Here is a 20,244-nt window from a genome sequence, read left to right as displayed (position 1 = left end):
GGAAGAGGAAACGGTTGCTGGTTACTCCAGCCTGATGTTGCCTTCGCGGATCACGTCGCCCCAGCGGCGGGTGTCATTGGCGAGGGCGGTGCGCAGCGCGGCCGCATCGCCGCTCACCAGTTCCACCCCCTGCTCGGCGAGGCGGGCCCGGAGCACCGGATCATCGGTCGCCATGCGCAGCGCCACGGCCGCACGCTCGACAACCGGAGCCGGCGTTTCGGCCGGCGCGAAGAGCCCCTGCCAGAAATACACCTCGAAGCCGGCCAGGGTCTGGGAGATCGGCGGCAGCTTCGGATAGTTCGGAAGCGGTGCATCGGCAGTCACCGCAAGGCCGCGGGTACCCCCATCCGACAGCGTCAAGGCCGCCTCCTGAATCGCCTGGAACACCACGTGGATGCGGCCCTGGCGCAGGTCGAGCGCCGCTGGCGCGCCGCCGCGATACGGGACGTGGACGATGTCGATGCCAGCGCGGGCGCGGAACATCTCCAGGCACAGGTGGCTGACCGAGCCGGTGCCTGGAGAGCCGAACAGCACTTTGCTCGGGTTGGCCTTGCAGTGCGCAATCAGTTCCGCGGTGGTGTTGGCCGGTACGGAAGGATGCACGTGCAGGATGAAGGGGGTGCGGAAGACCATCCCGATCGGGGACAGTTCCTTCAGGGGATCTTTTGGTGTCAGGCTGGGCTGCAGGGTCTGGTTGATCGCCAGCGTCGTGGTGCCCATGACCAGCGTATACCCATCCGGCCGGGCACGGGCGCCATAGGTGGCGGCGACCGAGGTCGCGGCACCTGGACGGTTCTCGACCACCACGGGCACCCCCAGATCGCGCGACATCGGCTCCGCCACGGCGCGGGACGCCAAATCCGTCACCCCGCCCGGGGGATATCCTTCAACCAGGGTAATGGGGCGGCTGGGCCATGCGCCGGACGGAACCGTTTGGCCGTGGCCCAGGCCCGGCAGGGCGGCGCCCGGGGCGCCGAGGGCAGCCAGGAGAAGCGTGCGACGTTGCATGAGACGTTTCCGGATTCTTGATTTGTTGTTTCTTCAGATTGTCCTCTTCGAGACCTGCACCACAGGGACAGTTCGGTATAAAATTCCAGGGACAGTTTCACAGCCCGGCGCAGCCCTACGCCGACCGCCCTGCTCGTGGCGGATCGTCGCGTAAGCAGTCTGCGTCCTGCCTCAACGGAGCCGGATGCCTGCTGCTCAAGTCAACAGCGAGATGCTGCGCATCGCCGACTGCGGCGCGCCGGGATCGATGGCAGGGATCATCCCGCGTATGTGCTGCCACCCCGTGGCTGGTTTCGAAGGAGGCGCAGAAGGCTTGGTGCAGGCTCCGGTGACTGTCCAGGCTCGCAGGCCAAGCCGTGGACGCCGCAACAAACGAGGTATGGTGCTTTGTCGCGGCCTTTGGTCCGGGGGGAAGCGAGACATCCTACCTGCTCAGTGGCAACTGCATTCCGCTGGTCCGGTTCCTTCCCATAGGGATGATGGATGAAACTCTGCGCGTGCAGCAGTTGCGTGACTTGCCGCAGCGCGCCGCAGCGGAGATCTTGACCATCGGGATCGGACAGTCGCGGTCTGTTAATGCAGACGGCATCGTGGGCTTGTCAGGCCCGCACCGCCGAAGAGATCCTGTCGAGGTCAACCACCATGAGGTGGCAACGAACCAGATCAGCCCGACGAGTGTTGCTGACGGCTGGAACAGTAGTTGTAGGCCATGGAGGCTGCTGGACGTCAAGTAGCGCGGCTTCCGGCTGGACTCTGGGAGGAGGTGATCCCTGGACTCCAGGAGGATGTCAGGATTTCGGCAGCAAACGGCCCGGCGCAACTGCCAAGCGCGTGGTGCGGCCCGCAACAGGTGGCTTGCTGGGATTTAGGAGGAGGCCACGCTCATCTTCATCGACCTGGGCATCCGGGTAGACCGCCAGCGCCAGACTCAGCACTTCACGAAACTTCCGCCGGAAGTTGTCGATCCTACTAAATCCCTGCCCGAATTGGGCGTAGAGGGCCCGCCATGAGATCGGCGTAGGGGCTGTCAGCACGTGAAGCCGGTATGCCAGCCAGCAATAAACATCTAAGGCCATGGAATTGTTTGCGATCTGGCGAACCGCCGCTTCCTCCACAGGCACAGGGTGCTTCTTGAGCTGGTCATAGAAGGTCTGCGACAAGGTTGCGGTCTCGATGAACATCGATCCCTTCTCGCCATCGTCGACGAACATGGCCGTATCGAGGATGAGCTGGTTGACCAGCCCCGCCCGGCCTCCCTGGGCAATCTGGAACGACATCCGGCACCGGCTGATGCGGTCCGCCTGGTCCCGCACCTCCTTCATGGATTTTCCGCCGATCGGGATCGACAATCGGCGCAGCCAAGCATGGAGCGACCGGCCCAGTTCGATGTCACGGCTGCTGGTGCGAAGCGCCTCAGACTGGAGATACAGCAGGATCAGGCGGGCGCGAGAGCCGTAGGGCACCCCGACATGCACGGGTGGCCCATCTTCAACGACGCGGACACCGGGCTGGACAACCAAAGTAACCCGGTCGTTCTTCACCTGCCAGAGAGCGTCATCGGCAAGCCGCTTGTGCGGCAGGGCCGCCTGCGCCCAGCCTGAATAGAAGAAGCCGATATCGGTGTCTTCGGAGGTCAGGTAGCCTGCGGCAGCATCGACGACGTTGCGGTCGATGTCGGCCTTCAGCGCCTCGTTCCTACCAAAGTCCATCAGGAGCTGGTGGACAGTACCCATCAGTCTCCAACTCCTTCCATAAGCCTGTTCTTTTCTATCTGAACTGCTCAACCGATCCCACGCTGGGCTTTGGTAGGTGGTTGCTAGAGATATTTGATTCTTACTAGTTTCCACTCCCAGAGTCCGGGGGAGAACTGTTCAACCCGTTGATTTTATAGAAGGCAAAATCGGGGCTTTCCTCCCAGAACCCAGGGGATGCCTCCTAGAGATCAGCCTCGGCTGGGGATCGTCGCTCCCGGGCATCCAGCGCAAAACGGTCTGCGTTCCCTCCCAAAGTCCAGACAAAGCGATATCGCTGCCGCGAGTCGCACTGCTCAGGGTCTAACAACGAGGCGGTCCGATCATGGCCCTGACGACGCTGGTGATGCCCGCTGTCCTGCCGAATCCCGCTGGAAAGCGGTTCGATCGAAGCACGAATCTACCCTTGGCCTCAGGCATCACCCACCTCCAGCCCGATGCTTTGGACCCTGGCAGCCTCGGTCGCTCGTGCGCCAGTGTAACCCTGGTCGACATAGGCCGGTGCACACGCTGGCCAGCGGAGGCCTGCACTCCTGGGCAAAGTATCCTATTTCGGCGTGGTTGTCGGCAATGGTAGGCGTCACATGCAGGCCGGCAGGTGACTCTGCGAGTCAATCGCCAGATGCAGTTACGGTCCCTTCTGGCGCTTGGCGCCATCATACCCCGCCCCGTTACGGCTGGCTGGTGACGAGCGCAGCGTGCAGAACAGCAGAACTGGCTTTAGGGCCAGCGGCGACGAAGGCCTCTGCACGGCTCCTCGGCCATTGCTCCGAAGCAGTCCGCCGCCAACCAGCGCCGCGCCTGCAGGCAGATCGCCGCCCAGCGCCGCTGGCCGTCCGGCATCCCTGGGCATCAGCATCGGATAGGGTGCAGCCAGCGCATATTCATCGCCTGAGGCGTCAGGCGGGTAAGGCTTGCGGGCATTCAGGCCCGCAACTTGATCATGATCTGGCCGCAACTCCATAACAGCCTCTTGGTTGCCCGGAGCGGGGTTAGTTCTAGTTCTGCCTTGCGCGGGCAGCCGGCGCCGACATGATGCCGCGCTTCTGCAGCCGAGCCACCATGGCGTGCAGATGCGCCAGTACGGCACGCAGGGCGGGCGTCATGCCTCGCGCCGGGCTGACCGCCACCATCAGCCGTACCCGTAACGGCGGCGCGCCAAGATCGCGCAAGATGTAGCACCGCTTCGCAGCCTCCTGCGTCAGCGCGGCGCGCGGCAGCACGCTCCAGCCAAGGCCGTGCTCGACCAGGGTGCGAATGGCAGCCAAGCTGTCTACCTCGAGCAGGAGTGCCGGATCAGGATGCGCGCCAGCCCGATGCAGCGCGCGGCGGAGCCCGTGCTGCTGATCCGGCAGGATGAGCTGAAGCTCTGCCAGGGCAGAAACCGGAACAGGGTCCTGTTCCAATCCCTCTCCCCGAAGATCACGAGCGCGACGCCGGTGGGCGAAGAGCAGCAGATCTTCCTCCGCGAGCACCTCCGCCATGATCGCCCGGCTGCGCTGGCTGTCGTAGAGGATCGCGATGTCAAGCCGGCCTTCGGTCAGCCATTGATTGATGAAGCCGCTGAACCCATCGACGAGACGGATATGCAGCTGGGGATATCGCTGCCGGAGTTCGCCGAAGATGGACCCGGCCAGATGCACGGACATGAAGGTGGGCACGCCCAGCACCACCTGACCGCGCGGCACCGGGTCGTCCAGCGCCGAGGCCAGGTTCGCCAGCCCCGTGAGCAGCGGACGCGCAGCGTCCGCCAGGCGCTGCCCGTCCTCCGTCAGCCGGGCGCCGCGGCCATGGCGGTAAAGCAGCGGCCGGCCCACCTCCTGCTCCAGCAGCGCGATCTGCCGCGACAGGCTCGGCTGGGCGAGGCCGAGCGCCGCCGCCGCCCGGCCGAAGCCGCCATGCTCGGCGATCGCCAGCAGGGAGCGGAGGCGCGTCTGGTCCATAGCCTGTAGCTATAGCTGATACTGCAAGCAGGCGCATGCGCTGCCGCGCTATCCATCCGGCATGGGAAATGCCAAGACCGCCGCCGAGATCCTCCTCGACACCCTGGCCACGCGCGGGGCCGACCGCGCCTTCTGCGTGCCGGGAGAATCCTACATCGCGCTGCTCGACGCACTGCACGCGCATCCGTCGATCGACCTCGTGACCTGCCGCCAAGAGGGCGGCGCGGGCTTCATGGCGGTGGCCGATGCCAAGCTCACCGGGCGGCCCGGCATCGTGCTGGTCTCGCGCGGGCCGGGCGCCTGCAACGCGGGCATCGCGCTGCACACCGCCGAGCAGGACGCCGTGCCGCTGATCCTGCTGATTGGTCAGGTGGAGAAGCGCGACCTGCGCCGCCGCGCCTTTCAGGAGATCGATTACGCAGCGATGTTTGGCGGCATTGTCAAATGGGTCGGCGAGGCCACGCACCCGGACGAGGTGCCAGAACTCGCCGCCCGCGCCTGGAACATGGCGACCCAGGGCGTGCCGGGGCCGGTGGTGCTTTCCCTGCCGGAGGACGTGCTGGCCGCGCCCTGCGCCGCCGCCGCCCTGCCGCCCACCCGCCTCGCCGGAACCGCCCCGCCGGCGGCGATCACGGCCGAGCTGGCCGGGCTGCTGCGCCGCGCCGAGCGGCCGATCCTGCTGGCCGGGCACGGGCTGGACGTGCCTAGCGGGCGCGAGGCGCTGCGGGCCTTCGCCGAGGCATGGCGGCTTCCCGTGGCGGTTTCCTTCCGCCGGCAGGACCTGTTCCCTAACAGCCACCCGCTCTACGCGGGCGATCTCGGCCTGCGCAATCCGGACGCGCAGCGCGATGCCTTTGCCGAGGCTGACCTGGTGCTCGCCCTCGGCACGCGGCTGACCGACATCACCACCCAGGGCTATAGCTGGCCCGCGCCGGGGCAACGGCTGGTGCATGTCTGCGCCGACCCGCGCTTCCTGGGCTGGCTGTTTCCGGCTGAGCTGGCCATCGCTGCCGAGGCCCCCACCGTGCTGGCGGCTCTCGCCGCCGAGGCCCCCGCCACGCCGCCCGGCCGCGACGCCTGGAACGGCCGCCTGCGGCAGCTCCAGGAGGCGGATAGCCGCGCCACGGCCGAAGATTTCCCGGACGGCCTGCCCTTTCTGCGCGTGGCGCAGCTGGTGGGCGCTTGCGCGCCGTCCGACGCCATCGTCACACTGGATGCCGGCACCTTTGCCGCGCCCTTTTACCGCAAGCTGGCCTGGCACCCGCCACAGCGCCTGTTGGCGCCGATCTCGGGTGCCATGGGCTTCGGCGTGCCGGCGGCGGTGGCCGCGGCCCTGCGCCACCCGGAGCGCACGGTGATCTGCGCGGTCGGCGATGGCGGCGCGCTGATGACCGGCAGCGAGCTGGCCGTCGGCATGGCGCGCGGCCTGCCGATCAAGCTGCTGCTGTCCGACAATGGCAGCTACGCCTCCATCCGCATCCACCAGGAGCGGCGGCACCCCGGCCGCGTCTCCGGCACCGACCTCGCCAATCCGGATCTCGGCGCCTGGTGCGCCGCCTTTGGCGCGCCGCTGCTGCGGGTGGACAGCGCGGCCGACTTGCCGGCACTGGAGGCGGCGCTGCGCGCACCGGGGCCGCTGGTCGCGGTGGTGCGCACCTCGCTGCGGGCGGTGCTGCCGCGCGGCGCGGCGCGGCCGATGCTCGAGGCGGCGGAGGGCTGAGGAGCACCCGCATGCGCATCGTCATCCTCGATGACTATCCGCGCGCCTTCGCCAAGCTGCGCTGCTCCGCGAAGCTGCAGGGCCACGCGTTGGACATCTTTCACGACGCACCGCGCGATGCAGAGGAACTGGTCGCGCGCCTCTCGGGCGCCGAGGCCGTGCTGCTCACCCAGCAGCGCACCGCCCTGCCCCGCGCCATCCTGGAGCGCCTGCCCCGGCTGCGGCTGATCAGTCAGACGGGGCGCAACGTCGATCATATCGACGTCGCCGCCTGCCGGTCGCTCGGTGTCACCGTCTGCGCCGGCGGCGGCGGCGGGCCGGAGGCGACGGCGGAGCTGACCTGGGCGCTGATCCTGGCGGCACTGCGGCACATCCCGGAGGAGGTGCAGCGGCTGCGGAACGGGCAATGGCAGGGCAGCGTCGGCACCGGGGTGTCCGGGCGGGTGCTGGGCCTCTACGGCCTCGGGCGGATCGGCGGCCGCGTGGCGCGGGTAGGCGACGCCTTCGGCATGCGAATCCTGTGCTGGGGCCGCCACGGCACGCGGGAGCGCGCCCGCGCCGCCGGCTACGCCATCGCGGAAAGTCGCGACAGCTTCTTCGCGGAGAGCGATGTGCTCTCGCTGCACATCCGCCTGACGCCGGAAACGCGAGGCATGGTGACGGCGGCCGACCTCGCACGGATGAAGCCCACGGCACTGCTGGTCAACACCAGCCGGGCGCAGATCATCGAGGCCGGCGCGCTGGAGGCGGCGCTGCGCCGGGGCCGGCCCGGTCGAGCCGCCGTCGATGTTTACGAGGAGGAGCCGGTGCTGGGCGGACGCCACCCGCTGCTGGCGCTGCCCAACGCGCTCTGCACGCCGCATCTCGGCTATGTCGAGGAAGCCGCCTACGAGATGCTCTACGACACGGGGGTGGAGCAGATCCTCGCCTTCGAGGCTGGCCGGCCGATCAACCTGTCGGAGCCGGCGCCTGGCTGAACGGCGGCCTGCTACCGGACGACGCGCAGAACAAAGAAAACTCGGAGGAACGCATCATGGAGATCACACGCCGCCTATTGCTGGCGATGACGGGGCTTGCCGCTGCGGGCCAGGCACATGCGCAGGCCGAGGCCGGATGGCCGAGCCGGCCCATCACGCTGATCGTGCCCAACCCACCCGGCGGGGGCACCGATTTCGCCGCCCGGCTGTTCCAGGAGGCGCTGGGGCAGGCGCTCGGGCAGCCGGTGGTGATCGAGAACCGCTCGGGCGGCAACGGCAATGTGGGGATCCTGGCCGCCGCCCGCGCCAAGCCGGATGGCTATACGCTGCTGCTGCAGTATTCCGGCTATCACGGCGCCAATACCGCCCTGCAGCCGGATGCCGGCTGGGACCCAAACCGCGACCTCGCCGCCGTGGGCATGGCCACCCTGGCGCCGCATGTTATCTTCGCAGGCCCCGGCATATCGGTGAGCAGCCTGGCCGAGCTGGTGGCGCACATCCGGGAGAACCCCGGCCGCGTCACCTATGCCTCAGCCGGCACGGGGTCGATCCAGAACATCGGTGGGTTGCAACTGGCGCAGCGGGTCGGCGCGGCCATGCTGCACGTGCCCTACCGTGGCGCCGCGCCGGCGTTGCAGGATGTGGTGGGTGGGCGCGTGGACATCTTCATCACCACCCCATCCTCGGCCATGTCGCTGCTCAAGGGCGGGCAGATCAAGGCCCTGGCTGTGGCGAGCGACGCCCGCCTGCCGGCCCTGCCCGATGTGCCGACCACCGCGGAGGCCGGGCTGCCAGGCTACACGGTGGATGCCTGGTTCGCGGTCTTCGCGCCCGCCGGCACGCCGGCGGCAGTGATTGAGAAGCTCAACGCCGCCCTGCGCGCGGCGACGCAGAGCCCTAAGGTGCAGGAGGTCGCCGCCGCCTCCGGCGTGGTGCTGAAGCCGCTGACGGTGACGGAGATGGACGCCATGGCGCGGCGGGACGTGGAAACCCTGGCGCGCGTGGTGCGGGAAGCGGGCCTCCGTCTAGAATAGCCTTCCCTGCGGCGAGGCCGTTCCTAATCCCGGCCATCAAGTCGGGACGAAAAAAGAGGGTGCCGGGGGGGAGGATTTACTCTTCCTTGGTTCACCTGTCAGTCAGCAGTTTGCCCGGGTTCATCAGGTCCTGCGGATCGAAGCACTGCTTCAGCCGCCGCATCATCTCCATCTCCACCGCGCTCTTGTAGCGCGGCACCTCGTTGATGCGCAGCCGGCCGATGCCGTGCTCGGCGGTGATGGAGCCGCCGAGGCGTGCCACGATGTCGTGCACGATCAGGTTCACCTCGGGCAGGTAGCTCTGCCAGAGTGCCCTATCCCCGCCCTCGGCCTGGATCGGGTTGTAGTGGATGTTGCCGTCGCCCAGATGCCCGAAGGCGAAGGAGCGGATGCCGGGGAAGCGCGCCGCCAGCGCCGCGTCCGCCTCCGCGATGAAGCGCGGCACCTGCGAGACCGGCACCGAAACGTCGTGCTTGTAGGAGGCGCCCTCCAGCCGCTGCCCCTCCGGCGCGCCCTCGCGGATCCGGCGGATGCCCGCCGCCTGCTCGGCCGAGCAGGCGATGGTGCCGTCCAGCAACTCGCCATTCTCCAGCCCCGCCTCAACCGCGGCGAGCAGACGCGCCTCCAGCGCCGCCTGCGCGCCCTGGTCGGCGATCTCCACTAACAGGTACCAGTCGTGCCGCGCCTCCAGCGGGTCGCGGATGGCGCTGTTGTGACGCATGGCGATGTCGACGCAACGGCGCTCCATCAACTCCATGGTGGTGATGTTCTCGCCGAGCAGCGACTTGGCGCGGCGCAGCCAGGCCACTGCCTGGGCGGGCGAGGGCGTGGCCAGGAGGGCGGTGGCCGAGGCGGTGGGCAGCGGCAGCAGCTTCAGGGTGGCGGCGGTGATGATGCCGAGTGTGCCTTCGGCGCCGATGAAGAGCTGCTTGAGGTCGTACCCGGCATTGTCCTTGCGCAGGCCGCGCAGTCCGTTCCACACCTGTCCATCGGGCAGCACCACCTCCAGCCCCGCCACCAGGGCTCGCGCCGTGCCGTAGCGCAGCGCCTGCACGCCGCCCGCATTGGTGGAAAGGTTGCCGCCGATCTGGCAACTGCCCTCCGCGCCGAGGCTCAGCGGAAAAAGGCGCCCATGTGCCCGCGCCGTTTCCTGGATAGTCTGCAGCACCACCCCGGCATCGACGGTGATGGTGTCGTTGTCGGGATCGATCTCGCGGATGCGGTTCATCCGCCGGGTGGAGACCAGGATCTCCGTGTCGTCGTCATGAGGCTGGCTGGCGCCGGTCAGGCCAGTGTTGCCGCCCTGCGGCACGATGGGCGTGCCGGTGCGGGCGCAAAGGGCCACCACCGCCGCCATCTCCTCCGTGCTGGCGGGCATGACAACCAGCGGCACCCGGCCCTGCCAGTTGTCGCGCCAAGCCAGCATCATCGGCTGCATTGCCGCGCGGTCGGTGACGAGGCCGCGCTCGCCGACGATGGCGCGCACCGGCTCCAGCACCTCCTGTACGAAGCGCGCCGGATCGGCCAGCAGGCATCGGCGCGGCCGGGTGCCGGCGGGCGCGGGAAGAGTGTCCGGCATGGTTCGTCAGTTCCTCCTCATGGAGCGGGCGCGGCGGCTGGGCCGCCTTTCTTCCCGGGTCGGCGGACATGCCCCGGGACCGGGGTGGTCGCCAGCACGGGCGCGGCCTATGCAGCAGGCAGGCCGGGTGCACCCAAGGCCCGACATCATCCTGAACGTCGCCGGGGGTTCCCATCCCGGCAAGGTGATATCAGCTATAACCGCGATGCGAGAAGGCGGGCCGTCGGCGTCAGGGTTCCCCGGCCCCGCTTCTGGACGGGCCGCCGGCTGCGCCACCCTCCGCCGCGCCACCATCCGGCCCACCGCCCTGGCGCGGGCGCAGCAGCGAGCCGTCGGGGTTGCGCGTCACGCCGCGCAGCACGTCAAGCGGCACCAGCCGCTCCACCTCCGCCTGGATGATCCGCACCGCCGCGCGCACCAGCGGCGTCACCGGCTTGTTGGAGGGCGTGGCGATGACCAGCAGCGCCCGCATGGCAGGCGAGGCGAAGCGGCGCACGCGCAGCCGCCGGTCCTTCACCTCGCGATGCACGGCGCCGAAAGGCAGCACGGTGGTGCCGACGCCGCGCTCCACCAGCTGCTTCAGCGCGGCGACGCAATCCACCTCGGTCAGCACACATGGGCGCACGCCTTCGGCGGCGCAGGCGGAATCCAGCACCCGCCGCAACCCGTTCTCCGGCCCGGGCAGCACGCAGTCCTGCCCCGCCAGCTCGGTCAGCCGCACCGGCGGGCCAGGCTTCGCCCCGGGCGGTTCGATGAGGAACAGGTCTTCCAGCAACAGCGGCGTGGCGATCAGGCTCGGGCTGCTGCGGGCGTCGTAGAGCACGGCGAGGTCGATACGCTGCGCCTCGGTCCATTCCAACAGCACGGCGCTGAAGGCCTCGCGGATGCGCAGCCGGGCGCGCGGGAACTCGGCGGCAAAGCGCAGCGCCAGGTCGGCCCCCATGCTGGCCGAGAGCGAGGGCGGGATGCCGAGCGTCACCTGGCCCACCGCGTCCGGTGCGCCGGCGGCCAGCTCCTCCCGCACGTCGGAAAGCTGCTGCACGACGCCCTGGCCCACCTCCAGGAAGCGCTGCCCTGCCGCGGTGAGCGAGACGCCGCGGCCATGCCGGTAGAAGAGCGGCACGCGCAGCTCGGCCTCCGCCGGCCGATCTGCCGGCTCAGCGCAGGCTGGCTCACCCCCAGCCGCACGGCCGCGCGCGATAGGCTGCCGGCGGCGGCGACCTCCAGGAAATAGCGGATCTCCAGCAGATCCATGCCTCCAGCCTCCCTTGCGTCCCCGCCCGGCTACCGGCCCGGGCACAGACGTCTGGGTTATAGCTTTTATGTAGCGTCGCGCATGGGTCACTAGGATGACAGTGCTATCGTGGCGGCGGCGCCAGGCTTTCCAGCACCGGCGAGGCTTTCGGGGGAACGTCCATGCCGTCATCGCCCTTGTCCGGCATCAGCCACGCCTATCTCGAGGCCATGCAGCGCGCCTTCGAGGCCGACCCGGCCTCCGTGGAGCCGGGCTGGCGCGTGCTCTTCCAGGTGCTGGCCGAGGCGGAGGTTTCCCCGGATGTGGGCGCCGCGGCCCGGGCGCTGCGGGCGATGGAATGGCGCGACCGGGGGCACCTCCAGGCCCAGCTCGACCCGCTCTCGCCCCGCGCCACGGCGGCCGACCCGTTGCAGGCACTCTATGCCGGCACGCTGGCGGTGGAGTCCGCGCATATTGACGATGCCGGCCGCCGCGCCTGGCTGCGCGCCGCCGTGGAGGAGGGCGCGGGCCTGCCCCCGCCCGCCGCGCCGCGCGCGTTGCTGGCCGAACTGATCGCGGCCGAGGAATTCGAGAGTCTGCTCGGCCGCAAGTTCCCGACCAAGAAGCGCTTCGGCGCCGAAGGGGCCGAGGCCATCGTGCCGCTGCTGCGCCGCGTGCTGGCCCGCGCGGCGGCCGAGGGCATCCGCCGCGCCGTGATCGGCACCATGCATCGTGGCCGGCTCTCGCTGATGACCAACGTGCTGGGCCGCGCCTTCGCCCGGCTGGTGGCCGAGGTGAAGGGCGCGCATCCCTTCCCCGCCGACCCGCGGCGCCCGGGCGACGTGCCCTATCACCTCGGCCACGAGGCGGAGTTGGTGTTGGACGGGTATTCCATCACCGTCACCCTACTGGCCAATCCCTCGCACCTGGAAGCGGTGGACCCGCTGGTGCTCGGCCGCGCCCGCGCCGCGCAGGATCTGGTGGGCGGCTCCGGTGCGGTGCTGCCGGTCATCCTCCACACCGACGCCGCCGTGATCGGCCAGGGCGTGGTGGCCGAATGCATCCAGCTCGCCGGTCCCGCCGGCTATTCGGTCGGCGGTACGGTGCATCTGGTCATCAACAACCAGATCGGCTTCACCACCAGGCCGGGGGAGGCGCGTACCTCCCGCCACTGCACCGGGCCGTGGAAGGCGGTGGACAGCGCCATCCTGCACGTCAACGGTGACGACCCGGTGGCCGTCGCCCGCGCGGCCGACATCGCCTTCGCCTGGCGGCAGGTCCAGGGCTGCGATGCGGTGGTGGACCTCGTCTGCTACCGCCGCAACGGCCACAACGAGATCGACGAGCCCGGCTTTACCCAGCCGCGCCTTTACGCCCGCATCGCGGAGCAGGTGCCGGTGGCCCGCGCCTTCGCGGCCCGGCTGGTGGCGGAAGGGGTGGTGACGGAGGACGAGGTCGCGGCGCTCGCCGGGGCGGCGCGTGCCCGCTTCCAGGCCGGCTACGAGGAGGCCGCCGGCCACCGCATCAACGGGAGCGGCTACCCGCCCCGCCCGCCGCGCTGCGCCGGGGACAGCGGCGTCGCGGCGGCTATGCTGAAGGAGATCGCCACCGCCCTGGCGGCGGCGCCGGACGGAATGGCGCTGCACCCCCGCATGGGTCGCGTGCTGCGCCAGCGTGCGCTGGACCCGGACGGCATCGCCTGGCCCTCGGCCGAGGCGCTGGCCTTCGGCAGCCTGGTGCGGCAGGGCGTGCCCGTGCGCCTTTCAGGGCAGGATGTGGTGCGCGGCGCCTTCTCCCACCGCCATTTCGCCCTTTCGGACGCCGACAGCGGTGCGTGGCATGTTGGGCTGGATGGCCTCACCCCCGGCCAGGCACGGTTCCAGGCCTTCAACAGCCCGCTCTCCGAATATGCCGTGCTGGGCTTCGAGTACGGCTACAGCCTGGAGCGGCCGGACGCGCTGGTGATCTGGGAAGCGCAGTTCGGCGACTTCGCCAACGGCGCGCAGATCGTCATCGACCAGTTCATCGCCGCCGCCGAGGCGAAATGGTGCGATCCCTCGCGCCTCGTGCTGCTGCTGCCGCATGGTCTGGAGGGCCAGGGGCCGGAGCATTCCTCGGCGCGGCTGGAGCGCTACCTGCAATTGGCGGCAGGGGGGAACCTGCGGATCGTGCAGCCCTCCACCCCGGCCAACTACTTCCACCTGCTGCGCGAGCAGGCGCTCGGCCACCATGATTGCCCGCTGATCGTGATGAGCCCGAAGAAGCTGCTGCGCCTGCCGGAGGCGCTTTCGCCGCTGGCCGATTTCCTGCCGGGCACCGGTTTCCGCCCGCTCGTCGCCTCGGCACCGGGCTCCGGACCGGTGGGAATGGTGCTGCTGTGCTCGGGCAAGATCGCTTACGAGCTGGAGGAGGCGCGCGCGGCGCGCGGCGCGGCGGATGTCGCCATCCTGCGGCTGGAGCGGCTCTATCCGCTGCCCGCCGCCGAGATCGCTGCGCAACTGCGCCGCTGGCCGCGCGCCCGGCTGCTCTGGGTGCAGGAGGAACCGGACAACATGGGGGCGTGGCGCTGGCTGGACCGCCAGCTTGAAGCCATCGCGACGGAAGCGGGCTGCCTGCACCCGCGCCCGGCCTATGCGGGGCGGCCAGCCTCGCCCTCCCCCGCCGGCAGCTTCCACGGCGCGCATGACGAGGACCAGCGCGCCATCCTGGAACAGGCCTTCGCGGCCACCCAAGCCGGGAGCCGCGCGGCATGAGCGGCGGCATCTTGGAAGGGCTGCGCGTCGTCGAGGTCTCGGCCTTCATCGCCGCGCCGGTCGGCGGCATGACGCTGGCGCAGCTCGGCGCGGAGGTGATCCGCATCGATCCGATCGGCGGCAACATCGACTACCGCCGCTGGCCGCTCGCGCCCTCGGGCAGCAGCATCTACTGGACCAGCCTCAATCGCGGCAAGCGCTCGGTCGCACTCGCCTTGAACACGCCGGAAGGGCAGGAGATCGCCTGCGCGCTGATCGCCCGGCCGGATGCGCCGGAGGAGACGGGCGGCATCCTGCTCACCAACCTGCCCGCCGCCGGCTGGATGAGCCACGAGGCCCTGTCCCGCCACCGCGCGGACCTCATCATGCTGCGCCTGACCGGCAACCACGATGGCAGCGGCGCGGTGGACTACACGGTGAACTGCGCCTCCGGCTTTCCCATCGCCACGGGGCGGGACGCGGCGCCGGTGAACCATGTGCTGCCGGCCTGGGACATCGCCGCCGGCCTCTACCTGACCACCGGCCTGCTGGCGGCGGAACGCGCTCGGCGCCGCGATGGCCAGGGCCGCGAGGTGACGCTCGCCTTATCCGACGTAATGCTCGCCAGCGTCGGCAACCTCGGCTACCTGGCCGACGTGCAGGTGAACGGCACGGTGCGCCCGCCCATGGGCAACGACCTCTACGGCGCACTGGGGCGGGACTTCTCAACGCGCGACGGGCGCTCGGTGATGATCGTCGCGATCTCCAACCGGCAGTGGCGCGCCATCGGCAAGGCGACAGGGCTGGCGGAGAAGTTCGCCATGATCGGGCCGATGATGGAGGTGGACCTCGACACCGAGGGCGGCCGCTTCCAGGCGCGCGGCGCCATTTTCGCCCTGCTGGAGCACTGGTGCGCGGGGCGCAGCCTGGCCGAGATCGCCGCGGCCTTCGCCGGCAGCGGCGTGCTCTGGGGGCCGTACCAGGATTTCGGCCAACTCCTGGCCGAGGACCCGCGTTGCTCGGAGGCGAACCCGATGTTCGGGCGGATCGACCAGCCGGGGCTCGGCAACATCCTGGCGCCCGCCGGGCCGCTCGGCTTCACCGGCCAGGCGCGCCTGCCGCCCCGCCCCGCCCCCATGCTGGGCCAGGACACGGACCAAGTGCTGGCCGAGGTGCTGGGCCTGTCCACGGCTGCCATCGGCAGGCTGCACGATGCCGGCACCATCGCCGGCCCCACGCCCTTCGACGTACCACAGGCCCGGTAGGGACACAGTTGAGGACAGCCATGCCGGACACCAACGCCCTCCCGTCCCTATTGAACCAGTGCGCCGCCCTGCTGGGCGCGGCGGAGCGCCTGCACGAGGCAACGCGCCACGCCGTGGCGGCGCTGGTCTCGACCGGTGGCAAGCCTGACGCGGCGCGGCTGGAAACGCACCAATACGCCGTCCACGGCCTGTCCTGGCAGGCCACCTATGTCGAGGCGCTGCGCCAGACCCTGGCCTGGGCGCGCGGACTGGAGGCAGCCGGCACGCTGGGCGGCTCCGAGCATGCCATCCTGCATCTGGGCTTTGCGGAATACAGCGCGCAGCTCGCGGGCGGCATCGCCATGAGCCAGTCGGAGATCATCCGCCCGGCCGAGATGGGCGTGTCGGAGGCGGAGATCGCCCGCTTTGCCGCGGAGCCGGCGCTCGCCGCGCTGTCTGCCCGCCCGGGGCTGGAGGCGGCGCGCCGCGCGCTCGCCGCCGAACTGGCCGAGGGCCGCTTCGGCGCGTTGGGTCTCGATGACGAGGTGCTGGAAGCAACGCGCGAGCAGTTCCTCCGCTTCGCGGCCGCCGAGGTGGCGCCGCACGCCCAAGGGTGGCACGCGCGGGACGAGCTGATCCCGCTGCCGCTGGTGGAGAAGCTGGCGGCCATGGGCGTGTTCGGCCTCACCGTGCCGGAGGCGTTCGGCGGCCTCGGCCTCGGCAAGGTGGCAACGTGCCTGGTGTCAGAGGCGCTGAGCGGCGCCTATCTTGGCGTCGGCTCCCTCGGCACCCGCTCCGAGATCGCGGCGGAGCTGATCCGCCTCGGAGGCACGGAGATCCAGAAGGCCCAGTGGCTGGAGAAGATCGCCGCCGGCGAGATCCTGCCCACCGCCGTTTTCACCGAGCCCAACACCGGCTCCGACCTCGGCAGCCTGCGCACCCGCGCGGTGCGCGAGGGCGATGTCTACAAGATTTACGGCGCCAAGACCTGGATCACCCACGGCGCGCGCTCGGACCTGATGACGTTGCTGGTGCGCACCGACCCGAACGCCGCCGGCTATCGCGGCCTGTCCATGCTGCTGGCGCCGAAGCCGCGCGGTACGGAGGCGGACCCCTTCCCCGCTCCTGGCATGACCGGCACGGAAATCCCCGTGCTCGGCTACCGCGGCATGAAGGAATACGAGATCTCCTTCGATGGCTTCGAGGTGCCGGTGGAAAACCTGCTCGGCGGCGTCGGGGGCCAGGGCTTCAGGCAGCTGATGGAAACCTTCGAGAGCGCGCGTATCCAGACGGCGGCGCGGGCGTTAGGCGTGGCGCAGAACGCGCTGGAGCTCGGGCTGCGCTACGCGGGGGAGCGGGCACAGTTCGGCAAGGCCATCCTCGGCTTCCCGCGCGTGCACGCCAAGCTCGCCATGATGGCCACCGAGACCATGATGGCGCGCCAGCTCAGCTACTTCGCCGCGCGGCAGAAGGATGCCAGGCGCCGCTGCGACATCGAGGCCGGCATGGCCAAGCTGCTCGCCGCACGCATCGCCTTCGCCAATGCCGACGGCGCGCTGCAGATCCATGGCGGCAATGGCTACGCGCTGGAATACCCGGTCAGCCGCGTGCTCTGCGACGCGCGCATCCTGTCCATCTTCGAGGGCGCGGCGGAGATCCAGGCGCAGGTGATCGCGCGCGGCCTGCTCGGCCGGGGGAACTGAGGGATCAGCGCCAGGGTGCCAGCCCTGGCGCGGCCCTAAACAAGAAAACAATGTGAGGAGAAGCCCATGCTGGAGATAACCCGCCGCCGTGGCTTGGCCACGGTGGGCACGGCCCTGATCGCCGCCGCTACGGGATGCGCCGCCGCCGTCCGCGCCGAGGAAGCCTGGCCGCAGCGCCCAGTGACCATCATCATCGGCTTTCCGCCCGGCACGGCCACGGACAGCGTGGGCCGCCTGCTGGCCGATCGCCTCTCACGCAGCCTCGGGCAGCGCTTCATCATCGAGAACCGTAGTGGCCAGGGCGGCTCGATCGGCGCCGCGGCCGTCGCCCGCGCAACACCGGATGGCTACAACATCACCATCGGCGCCTCCGCGCCGCAGGCGATCAACCCGCACATCTACCCCGACCTGCCCTATGATCCGCGCAAGGACTTCACGCCGGTCGAGCAGCTTGTTCAGCTCCCCTACATGCTGGTCGCGGGAAAGCACACCGCCTTCCGGAGCGTCGCCGACATCGTGGACAAGGCGCGCGCCCAACCGGGCACCGTGACCTATGCCACCATCGGCAATGGCACCACCTCACAGCTCATGATGGCGATGCTGGCGAAAGAGGCGGGGGTGCGGATGACACATGTACCCTATCGCGGCACGGCACAATCGCTCACCGACATCGTCGCCGGCCGGGTGGACATCACCTTCGACACCATGATCGGCACCCTGCCCTTCGCACGGGACGGCCGGGTGCGGGCCATCGCCGTTGGCACCAAGGCGCGGGTCCCGATCGCGCTGGAGATACCGACCACGGCGGAAGCGGGATTTCCCGGCACCCAGGGCGGCGCCTGGCTTGGGGTGTTTGGTCCGGCCGCCCTGCCCGCACCCGTGGTGCGGCGCGTGCACACGGAGATCGAGGCGGTTCTCGCGGACACTGCCTTCCAGAGGGCCATCGCAGAGATGGGGGCTGTGATGGATGCCGCAGGGCCGGAGGATTTCGCCAAGATTGTGCGGGACGATTACAATCGTTGGGGCGAAATCGTTCGGGTGACCGGCACAAGATTAGAATAACCACCCAACTTGCAGGATCCGGTGTGCGCACGGGAGACGGCCAGTCGTCTGCAAAGCCGCCTGTTGATGGAATGCAGCCTTGCTCCGGCAGGAGGTACTGGCGAGAGTGCCGATCGCGGTAGCCGAAACAGATTAAGCAGGGATCGGAAGCAAACATGGACATCAGACTCGACGGACGCGCGGCCGTGATCACGGGCGGGAGCAAAGGCATCGGCTTGGCGATCGCGACCCGCATGGCGGCGAGCGGCGCGGATGTGGCATTGCTCGCGCGGCGAGCGGAGGTTCTTGAGGCGGCGAAGCAGGCTGTGAGTATGACGGCGCAGGGCCGCATCCTGACGGTGGCCTGCGACATCTCCCAGGCCGGCGAGGTCGCGCGTGCCCATGACGCCGTCATGGCCGGTTTGGGCCGGGTGGATATCCTGGTGAACAATGCCGGCACCTCGCAAACCGGTGCCTTCACGACCACTACGGATGAAGTGTGGCAGGCCGATCTCAACCTGAAGCTCTTCGCCGCCATTCGACTCGCGCGGCTGGTCTGGCCGCAGATGGCGGAGCGGCACTGGGGACGGATCATCAATGTGCTGAACATCGGCGCAAAGGCTCCGAAGGCCGGCTCCGCCCCGACAGCAGTATCGCGAGCCGCGGGCATGGCGCTGACCAAGATCCTGGCTGGTGAAGGCGCACCCCACAACATCCTGGTGAACGCGCTGCATGTCGGCCTGATCGATAGTGACCAATGGGTCCGCCGGCACAGTCAGCAGCAGACCGGCCAATCCTACAAGGACTTCCTGATGGAGATGGGCAGGGGCATTCCCATGGGCCGGGTCGGGACGGCGGAAGAGTTCGCCAACCTCGCCTGCTTCCTTGCATCGGACGCCGCAAGCTACGTCACCGGAACGTCCATCAACGTGGATGGCAATCTCTCGCCGGTGATGTAGTTGTTACCTTCTTTCTTTCACGGGATATGGCCCGGCGCTTTCCTGCAATAGTTCCTAATAATGAGACCTGTGCGCGGATCGCGATTGAAGGAGATTGCGCTTCGTGATTCGCTGGTCTCTTGGTTCAGCCGGGAGATCGGTAAATGGCGCAGCGCCGGATCGGTCAGGAAGGATTGGATTTTGCCTCTGCACGCGACAGGCGCTCATCTCTGGATGAACTGGACAGACTGATCAACTGGCATCCGTTGCAACGGCGCTCGGTGAGATCCGTGCCGCAGCCAAAGGCGAACCGGCCTGGCCGCCGCTTGCCCTGTTCAAGGCGATGCTGATCGCGGTCCGGTATGATCTATCGGACGTGAAGCTGGCCGAGGCGCTGGATGACCGTGCCTCCTTCCGCCGCTTCTGCGGCTTTGCTGCGCAAGAGCCGACACCGGAGCGCACCGCCTTTGTGCGGCTTCGGAGGCAGTTGGTGGCTCGTGGACTGGATCAGGTGCTATTCGCTGAGGTAACGGAGCAGCTCAAGGCCAAGGCCGTGAAGGTAAAGACGGGCACGCTGGTCGATGCCACAGTGATCACCTCCGCGAGCGAGCAGGATCAGGATGCCCGCTGGTCCGGTCACCAGCGGCGCCGCGCGATCCATGGCTACAAGGCGCATGTCGGCGCGGACGCCGATACCGCTATCGTGGAGCGGGTCTCGGTCACGCCAGGCAATGCCCATGATGGGCGCTCCGGTGAAGGAGCGCTTCCGGACAGGCCCGGCACTGTCTTTGCCGACAGCGCCTATCGGAGCCAGCTCTTCGCCACGGCAGTCCGCATCAGGGGCGGAGTGCCGCATGTGGTGCAGACCAGCATTTGGGCCCACCAGGATGACCGGACGGCCGTGCGCAGGCTGCGGGACTGGAACAACAGCATCCATCGCGTCCGCTGCCGCATTGAGAAGATCTTCGGCACCTGGAAGCGCAGCTTATGGGTTACGCCGCATGCGCTGGCGAGGACTGGCTAAGGCGGCTCTGCAGGTCTGCCTCACTGCCATGGCCTACAACCTAACACGAACTGCCACCATCATGAGGCTGGCAAGCAGTTGAGCAGCGAGTGCGCCTGGCGGCCTGAACGGGGCTTCCTGAGGAACCTGCCTGCGACAGAGCGTAGCAAGCGCAGAGGGAAGCAGCTCGAGTGACATCCCGTTAGCCAAACTCAGCCCCGTCTGCGCACCTTCAACCGCGATCCGCGCACAGGTCTCACTAATACCAACTCCCGATGGTCGTGACTCACGACGGGGGCTTCCCCGACACGGGGGTGATGTGATTCAAGCTGGTGAT

General features: G+C 69.1%; 15 protein-coding genes and 1 pseudogene. 10 read left to right on the top strand and 6 right to left on the bottom strand.

The features are described from left to right. Positions 1–21: 21 nt before the first annotated feature. The gene (locus tag D2K64_RS18660) at positions 22–1,008 is read right to left on the bottom strand and encodes a Bug family tripartite tricarboxylate transporter substrate binding protein (protein WP_120009900.1); all 987 of its coding nucleotides are present in this window, start codon (positions 1,006–1,008) and stop codon (positions 22–24) included. A 356-nt stretch (positions 1,009–1,364) separates the two neighbouring features. Between D2K64_RS18660 and D2K64_RS24545 the strand changes: the two genes are divergently transcribed. Then, the gene (locus tag D2K64_RS24545) at positions 1,365–1,742 is read left to right on the top strand and encodes a hypothetical protein (RefSeq protein ID WP_157985934.1); all 378 of its coding nucleotides are present in this window, start codon (positions 1,365–1,367) and stop codon (positions 1,740–1,742) included. A 54-nt stretch (positions 1,743–1,796) separates the two neighbouring features. Here D2K64_RS24545 and D2K64_RS18655 read toward each other — a convergent pair whose 3' ends face one another. Both D2K64_RS18655 and D2K64_RS18650 read right to left on the bottom strand, forming a co-directional pair. Continuing rightward, complete coding sequence (locus D2K64_RS18655) at positions 1,797–2,741, bottom strand: replication protein RepA (RefSeq protein ID WP_202910742.1); 945 nt, start codon at positions 2,739–2,741, stop codon at positions 1,797–1,799. A 1,016-nt stretch (positions 2,742–3,757) separates the two neighbouring features. Then, a complete protein-coding gene (locus D2K64_RS18650; protein ID WP_120009899.1) occupies positions 3,758–4,702 on the bottom strand; it encodes a LysR family transcriptional regulator in 945 nt (314 codons plus the stop codon). A gap of 61 nt (positions 4,703–4,763) precedes the next feature. Here D2K64_RS18650 and D2K64_RS18645 point away from each other — a divergent pair, with 61 nt between their 5' ends. From D2K64_RS18645 to D2K64_RS18635, 3 genes are read left to right on the top strand one after another with little or no spacing between them, the layout of a single operon-like run. Then, a complete protein-coding gene (locus tag D2K64_RS18645; RefSeq protein WP_120009898.1) occupies positions 4,764–6,422 on the top strand; it encodes a thiamine pyrophosphate-binding protein in 1,659 nt (552 codons plus the stop codon). Positions 6,423–6,433: 11 nt separating this feature from the next. Beyond that, positions 6,434–7,399 (top strand): D-2-hydroxyacid dehydrogenase family protein, encoded by a 966-nt coding sequence (locus D2K64_RS18640; RefSeq protein ID WP_120009897.1) that lies wholly within the window; start codon positions 6,434–6,436, stop codon positions 7,397–7,399. A gap of 56 nt (positions 7,400–7,455) precedes the next feature. Continuing rightward, complete coding sequence (locus D2K64_RS18635; protein WP_120009896.1) at positions 7,456–8,433, top strand: Bug family tripartite tricarboxylate transporter substrate binding protein; 978 nt, start codon at positions 7,456–7,458, stop codon at positions 8,431–8,433. Positions 8,434–8,524: 91 nt separating this feature from the next. On the opposite strand, the gene D2K64_RS18630 is transcribed toward D2K64_RS18635, so the two are convergent. The 3 genes and pseudogenes from D2K64_RS18630 to D2K64_RS26460 all read right to left on the bottom strand — a co-directional run. Further along, on the bottom strand, positions 8,525–10,012 hold the full coding sequence (locus D2K64_RS18630; RefSeq protein ID WP_120009895.1) for an FAD-binding oxidoreductase: 1,488 nt from the start codon (positions 10,010–10,012) through the stop codon (positions 8,525–8,527). 229 nt (positions 10,013–10,241) lie between these two features. Then, the gene (locus D2K64_RS18625) at positions 10,242–11,135 is read right to left on the bottom strand and encodes a LysR substrate-binding domain-containing protein (protein WP_238384283.1); all 894 of its coding nucleotides are present in this window, start codon (positions 11,133–11,135) and stop codon (positions 10,242–10,244) included. A 29-nt stretch (positions 11,136–11,164) separates the two neighbouring features. Beyond that, positions 11,165–11,266 (bottom strand): annotated as a pseudogene (locus D2K64_RS26460) (LysR family transcriptional regulator); the annotation flags it as partial. Between the two features lie 162 nt (positions 11,267–11,428). On the opposite strand from D2K64_RS26460, the gene D2K64_RS18615 reads away from it, so the two are divergent. The 6 genes from D2K64_RS18615 (at position 11,429) to D2K64_RS18590 (ending at position 19,928) form a co-directional block, all read left to right on the top strand. Further along, positions 11,429–13,999, top strand: a complete 2,571-nt coding sequence (locus tag D2K64_RS18615; RefSeq protein WP_120009892.1) for a 2-oxoglutarate dehydrogenase E1 component — start codon at positions 11,429–11,431, stop codon at positions 13,997–13,999. Continuing rightward, positions 13,996–15,243 (top strand): CoA transferase, encoded by a 1,248-nt coding sequence (locus D2K64_RS18610; RefSeq protein WP_120009891.1) that lies wholly within the window; start codon positions 13,996–13,998, stop codon positions 15,241–15,243. The genes D2K64_RS18615 and D2K64_RS18610 overlap by 4 nt, the downstream gene beginning before the upstream one ends. Positions 15,244–15,263: 20 nt before the next feature. After that, complete coding sequence (locus D2K64_RS18605; protein ID WP_120009890.1) at positions 15,264–16,925, top strand: acyl-CoA dehydrogenase family protein; 1,662 nt, start codon at positions 15,264–15,266, stop codon at positions 16,923–16,925. 66 nt (positions 16,926–16,991) lie between these two features. Continuing rightward, on the top strand, positions 16,992–17,987 hold the full coding sequence (locus D2K64_RS18600) for a Bug family tripartite tricarboxylate transporter substrate binding protein (protein ID WP_120009889.1): 996 nt from the start codon (positions 16,992–16,994) through the stop codon (positions 17,985–17,987). Between the two features lie 155 nt (positions 17,988–18,142). Continuing rightward, positions 18,143–18,925, top strand: a complete 783-nt coding sequence (locus D2K64_RS18595; RefSeq protein ID WP_120009888.1) for an SDR family oxidoreductase — start codon at positions 18,143–18,145, stop codon at positions 18,923–18,925. Between the two features lie 322 nt (positions 18,926–19,247). Then, positions 19,248–19,928: a transposase gene (locus D2K64_RS18590; RefSeq protein ID WP_238384281.1), complete on the top strand. Its 681-nt coding sequence runs from the start codon at positions 19,248–19,250 to the stop codon at positions 19,926–19,928. Positions 19,929–20,244: the final 316 nt, after the last annotated feature.

Origin of the sequence: Teichococcus vastitatis (genome assembly GCF_003604215.1) — a bacterium.
In the GTDB taxonomy this organism is placed as follows: domain Bacteria; phylum Pseudomonadota; class Alphaproteobacteria; order Acetobacterales; family Acetobacteraceae; genus Pseudoroseomonas; species Pseudoroseomonas vastitatis.
This window is presented reverse-complemented; position numbering and strand designations above follow the sequence as displayed.

Coding starts and splice junctions, on each gene's coding strand:
- D2K64_RS18660 (WP_120009900.1), bottom strand. CDS start 1,008: ATGCAACGTCGCACGCTTCTCCTGGCTGCCCTCGGCGCCCCGGGCGCC.
- D2K64_RS18655 (WP_202910742.1), bottom strand. CDS start 2,741: ATGGGTACTGTCCACCAGCTCCTGATGGACTTTGGTAGGAACGAGGCG.
- D2K64_RS18650 (WP_120009899.1), bottom strand. CDS start 4,702: ATGGACCAGACGCGCCTCCGCTCCCTGCTGGCGATCGCCGAGCATGGC.
- D2K64_RS18645 (WP_120009898.1), top strand. CDS start 4,764: ATGGGAAATGCCAAGACCGCCGCCGAGATCCTCCTCGACACCCTGGCC.
- D2K64_RS18640 (WP_120009897.1), top strand. CDS start 6,434: ATGCGCATCGTCATCCTCGATGACTATCCGCGCGCCTTCGCCAAGCTG.
- D2K64_RS18635 (WP_120009896.1), top strand. CDS start 7,456: ATGGAGATCACACGCCGCCTATTGCTGGCGATGACGGGGCTTGCCGCT.
- D2K64_RS18630 (WP_120009895.1), bottom strand. CDS start 10,012: ATGCCGGACACTCTTCCCGCGCCCGCCGGCACCCGGCCGCGCCGATGC.
- D2K64_RS18615 (WP_120009892.1), top strand. CDS start 11,429: ATGCCGTCATCGCCCTTGTCCGGCATCAGCCACGCCTATCTCGAGGCC.
- D2K64_RS18610 (WP_120009891.1), top strand. CDS start 13,996: ATGAGCGGCGGCATCTTGGAAGGGCTGCGCGTCGTCGAGGTCTCGGCC.
- D2K64_RS18605 (WP_120009890.1), top strand. CDS start 15,264: ATGCCGGACACCAACGCCCTCCCGTCCCTATTGAACCAGTGCGCCGCC.
- D2K64_RS18600 (WP_120009889.1), top strand. CDS start 16,992: ATGCTGGAGATAACCCGCCGCCGTGGCTTGGCCACGGTGGGCACGGCC.
- D2K64_RS18595 (WP_120009888.1), top strand. CDS start 18,143: ATGGACATCAGACTCGACGGACGCGCGGCCGTGATCACGGGCGGGAGC.
- D2K64_RS18590 (WP_238384281.1), top strand. CDS start 19,248: ATGCTGATCGCGGTCCGGTATGATCTATCGGACGTGAAGCTGGCCGAG.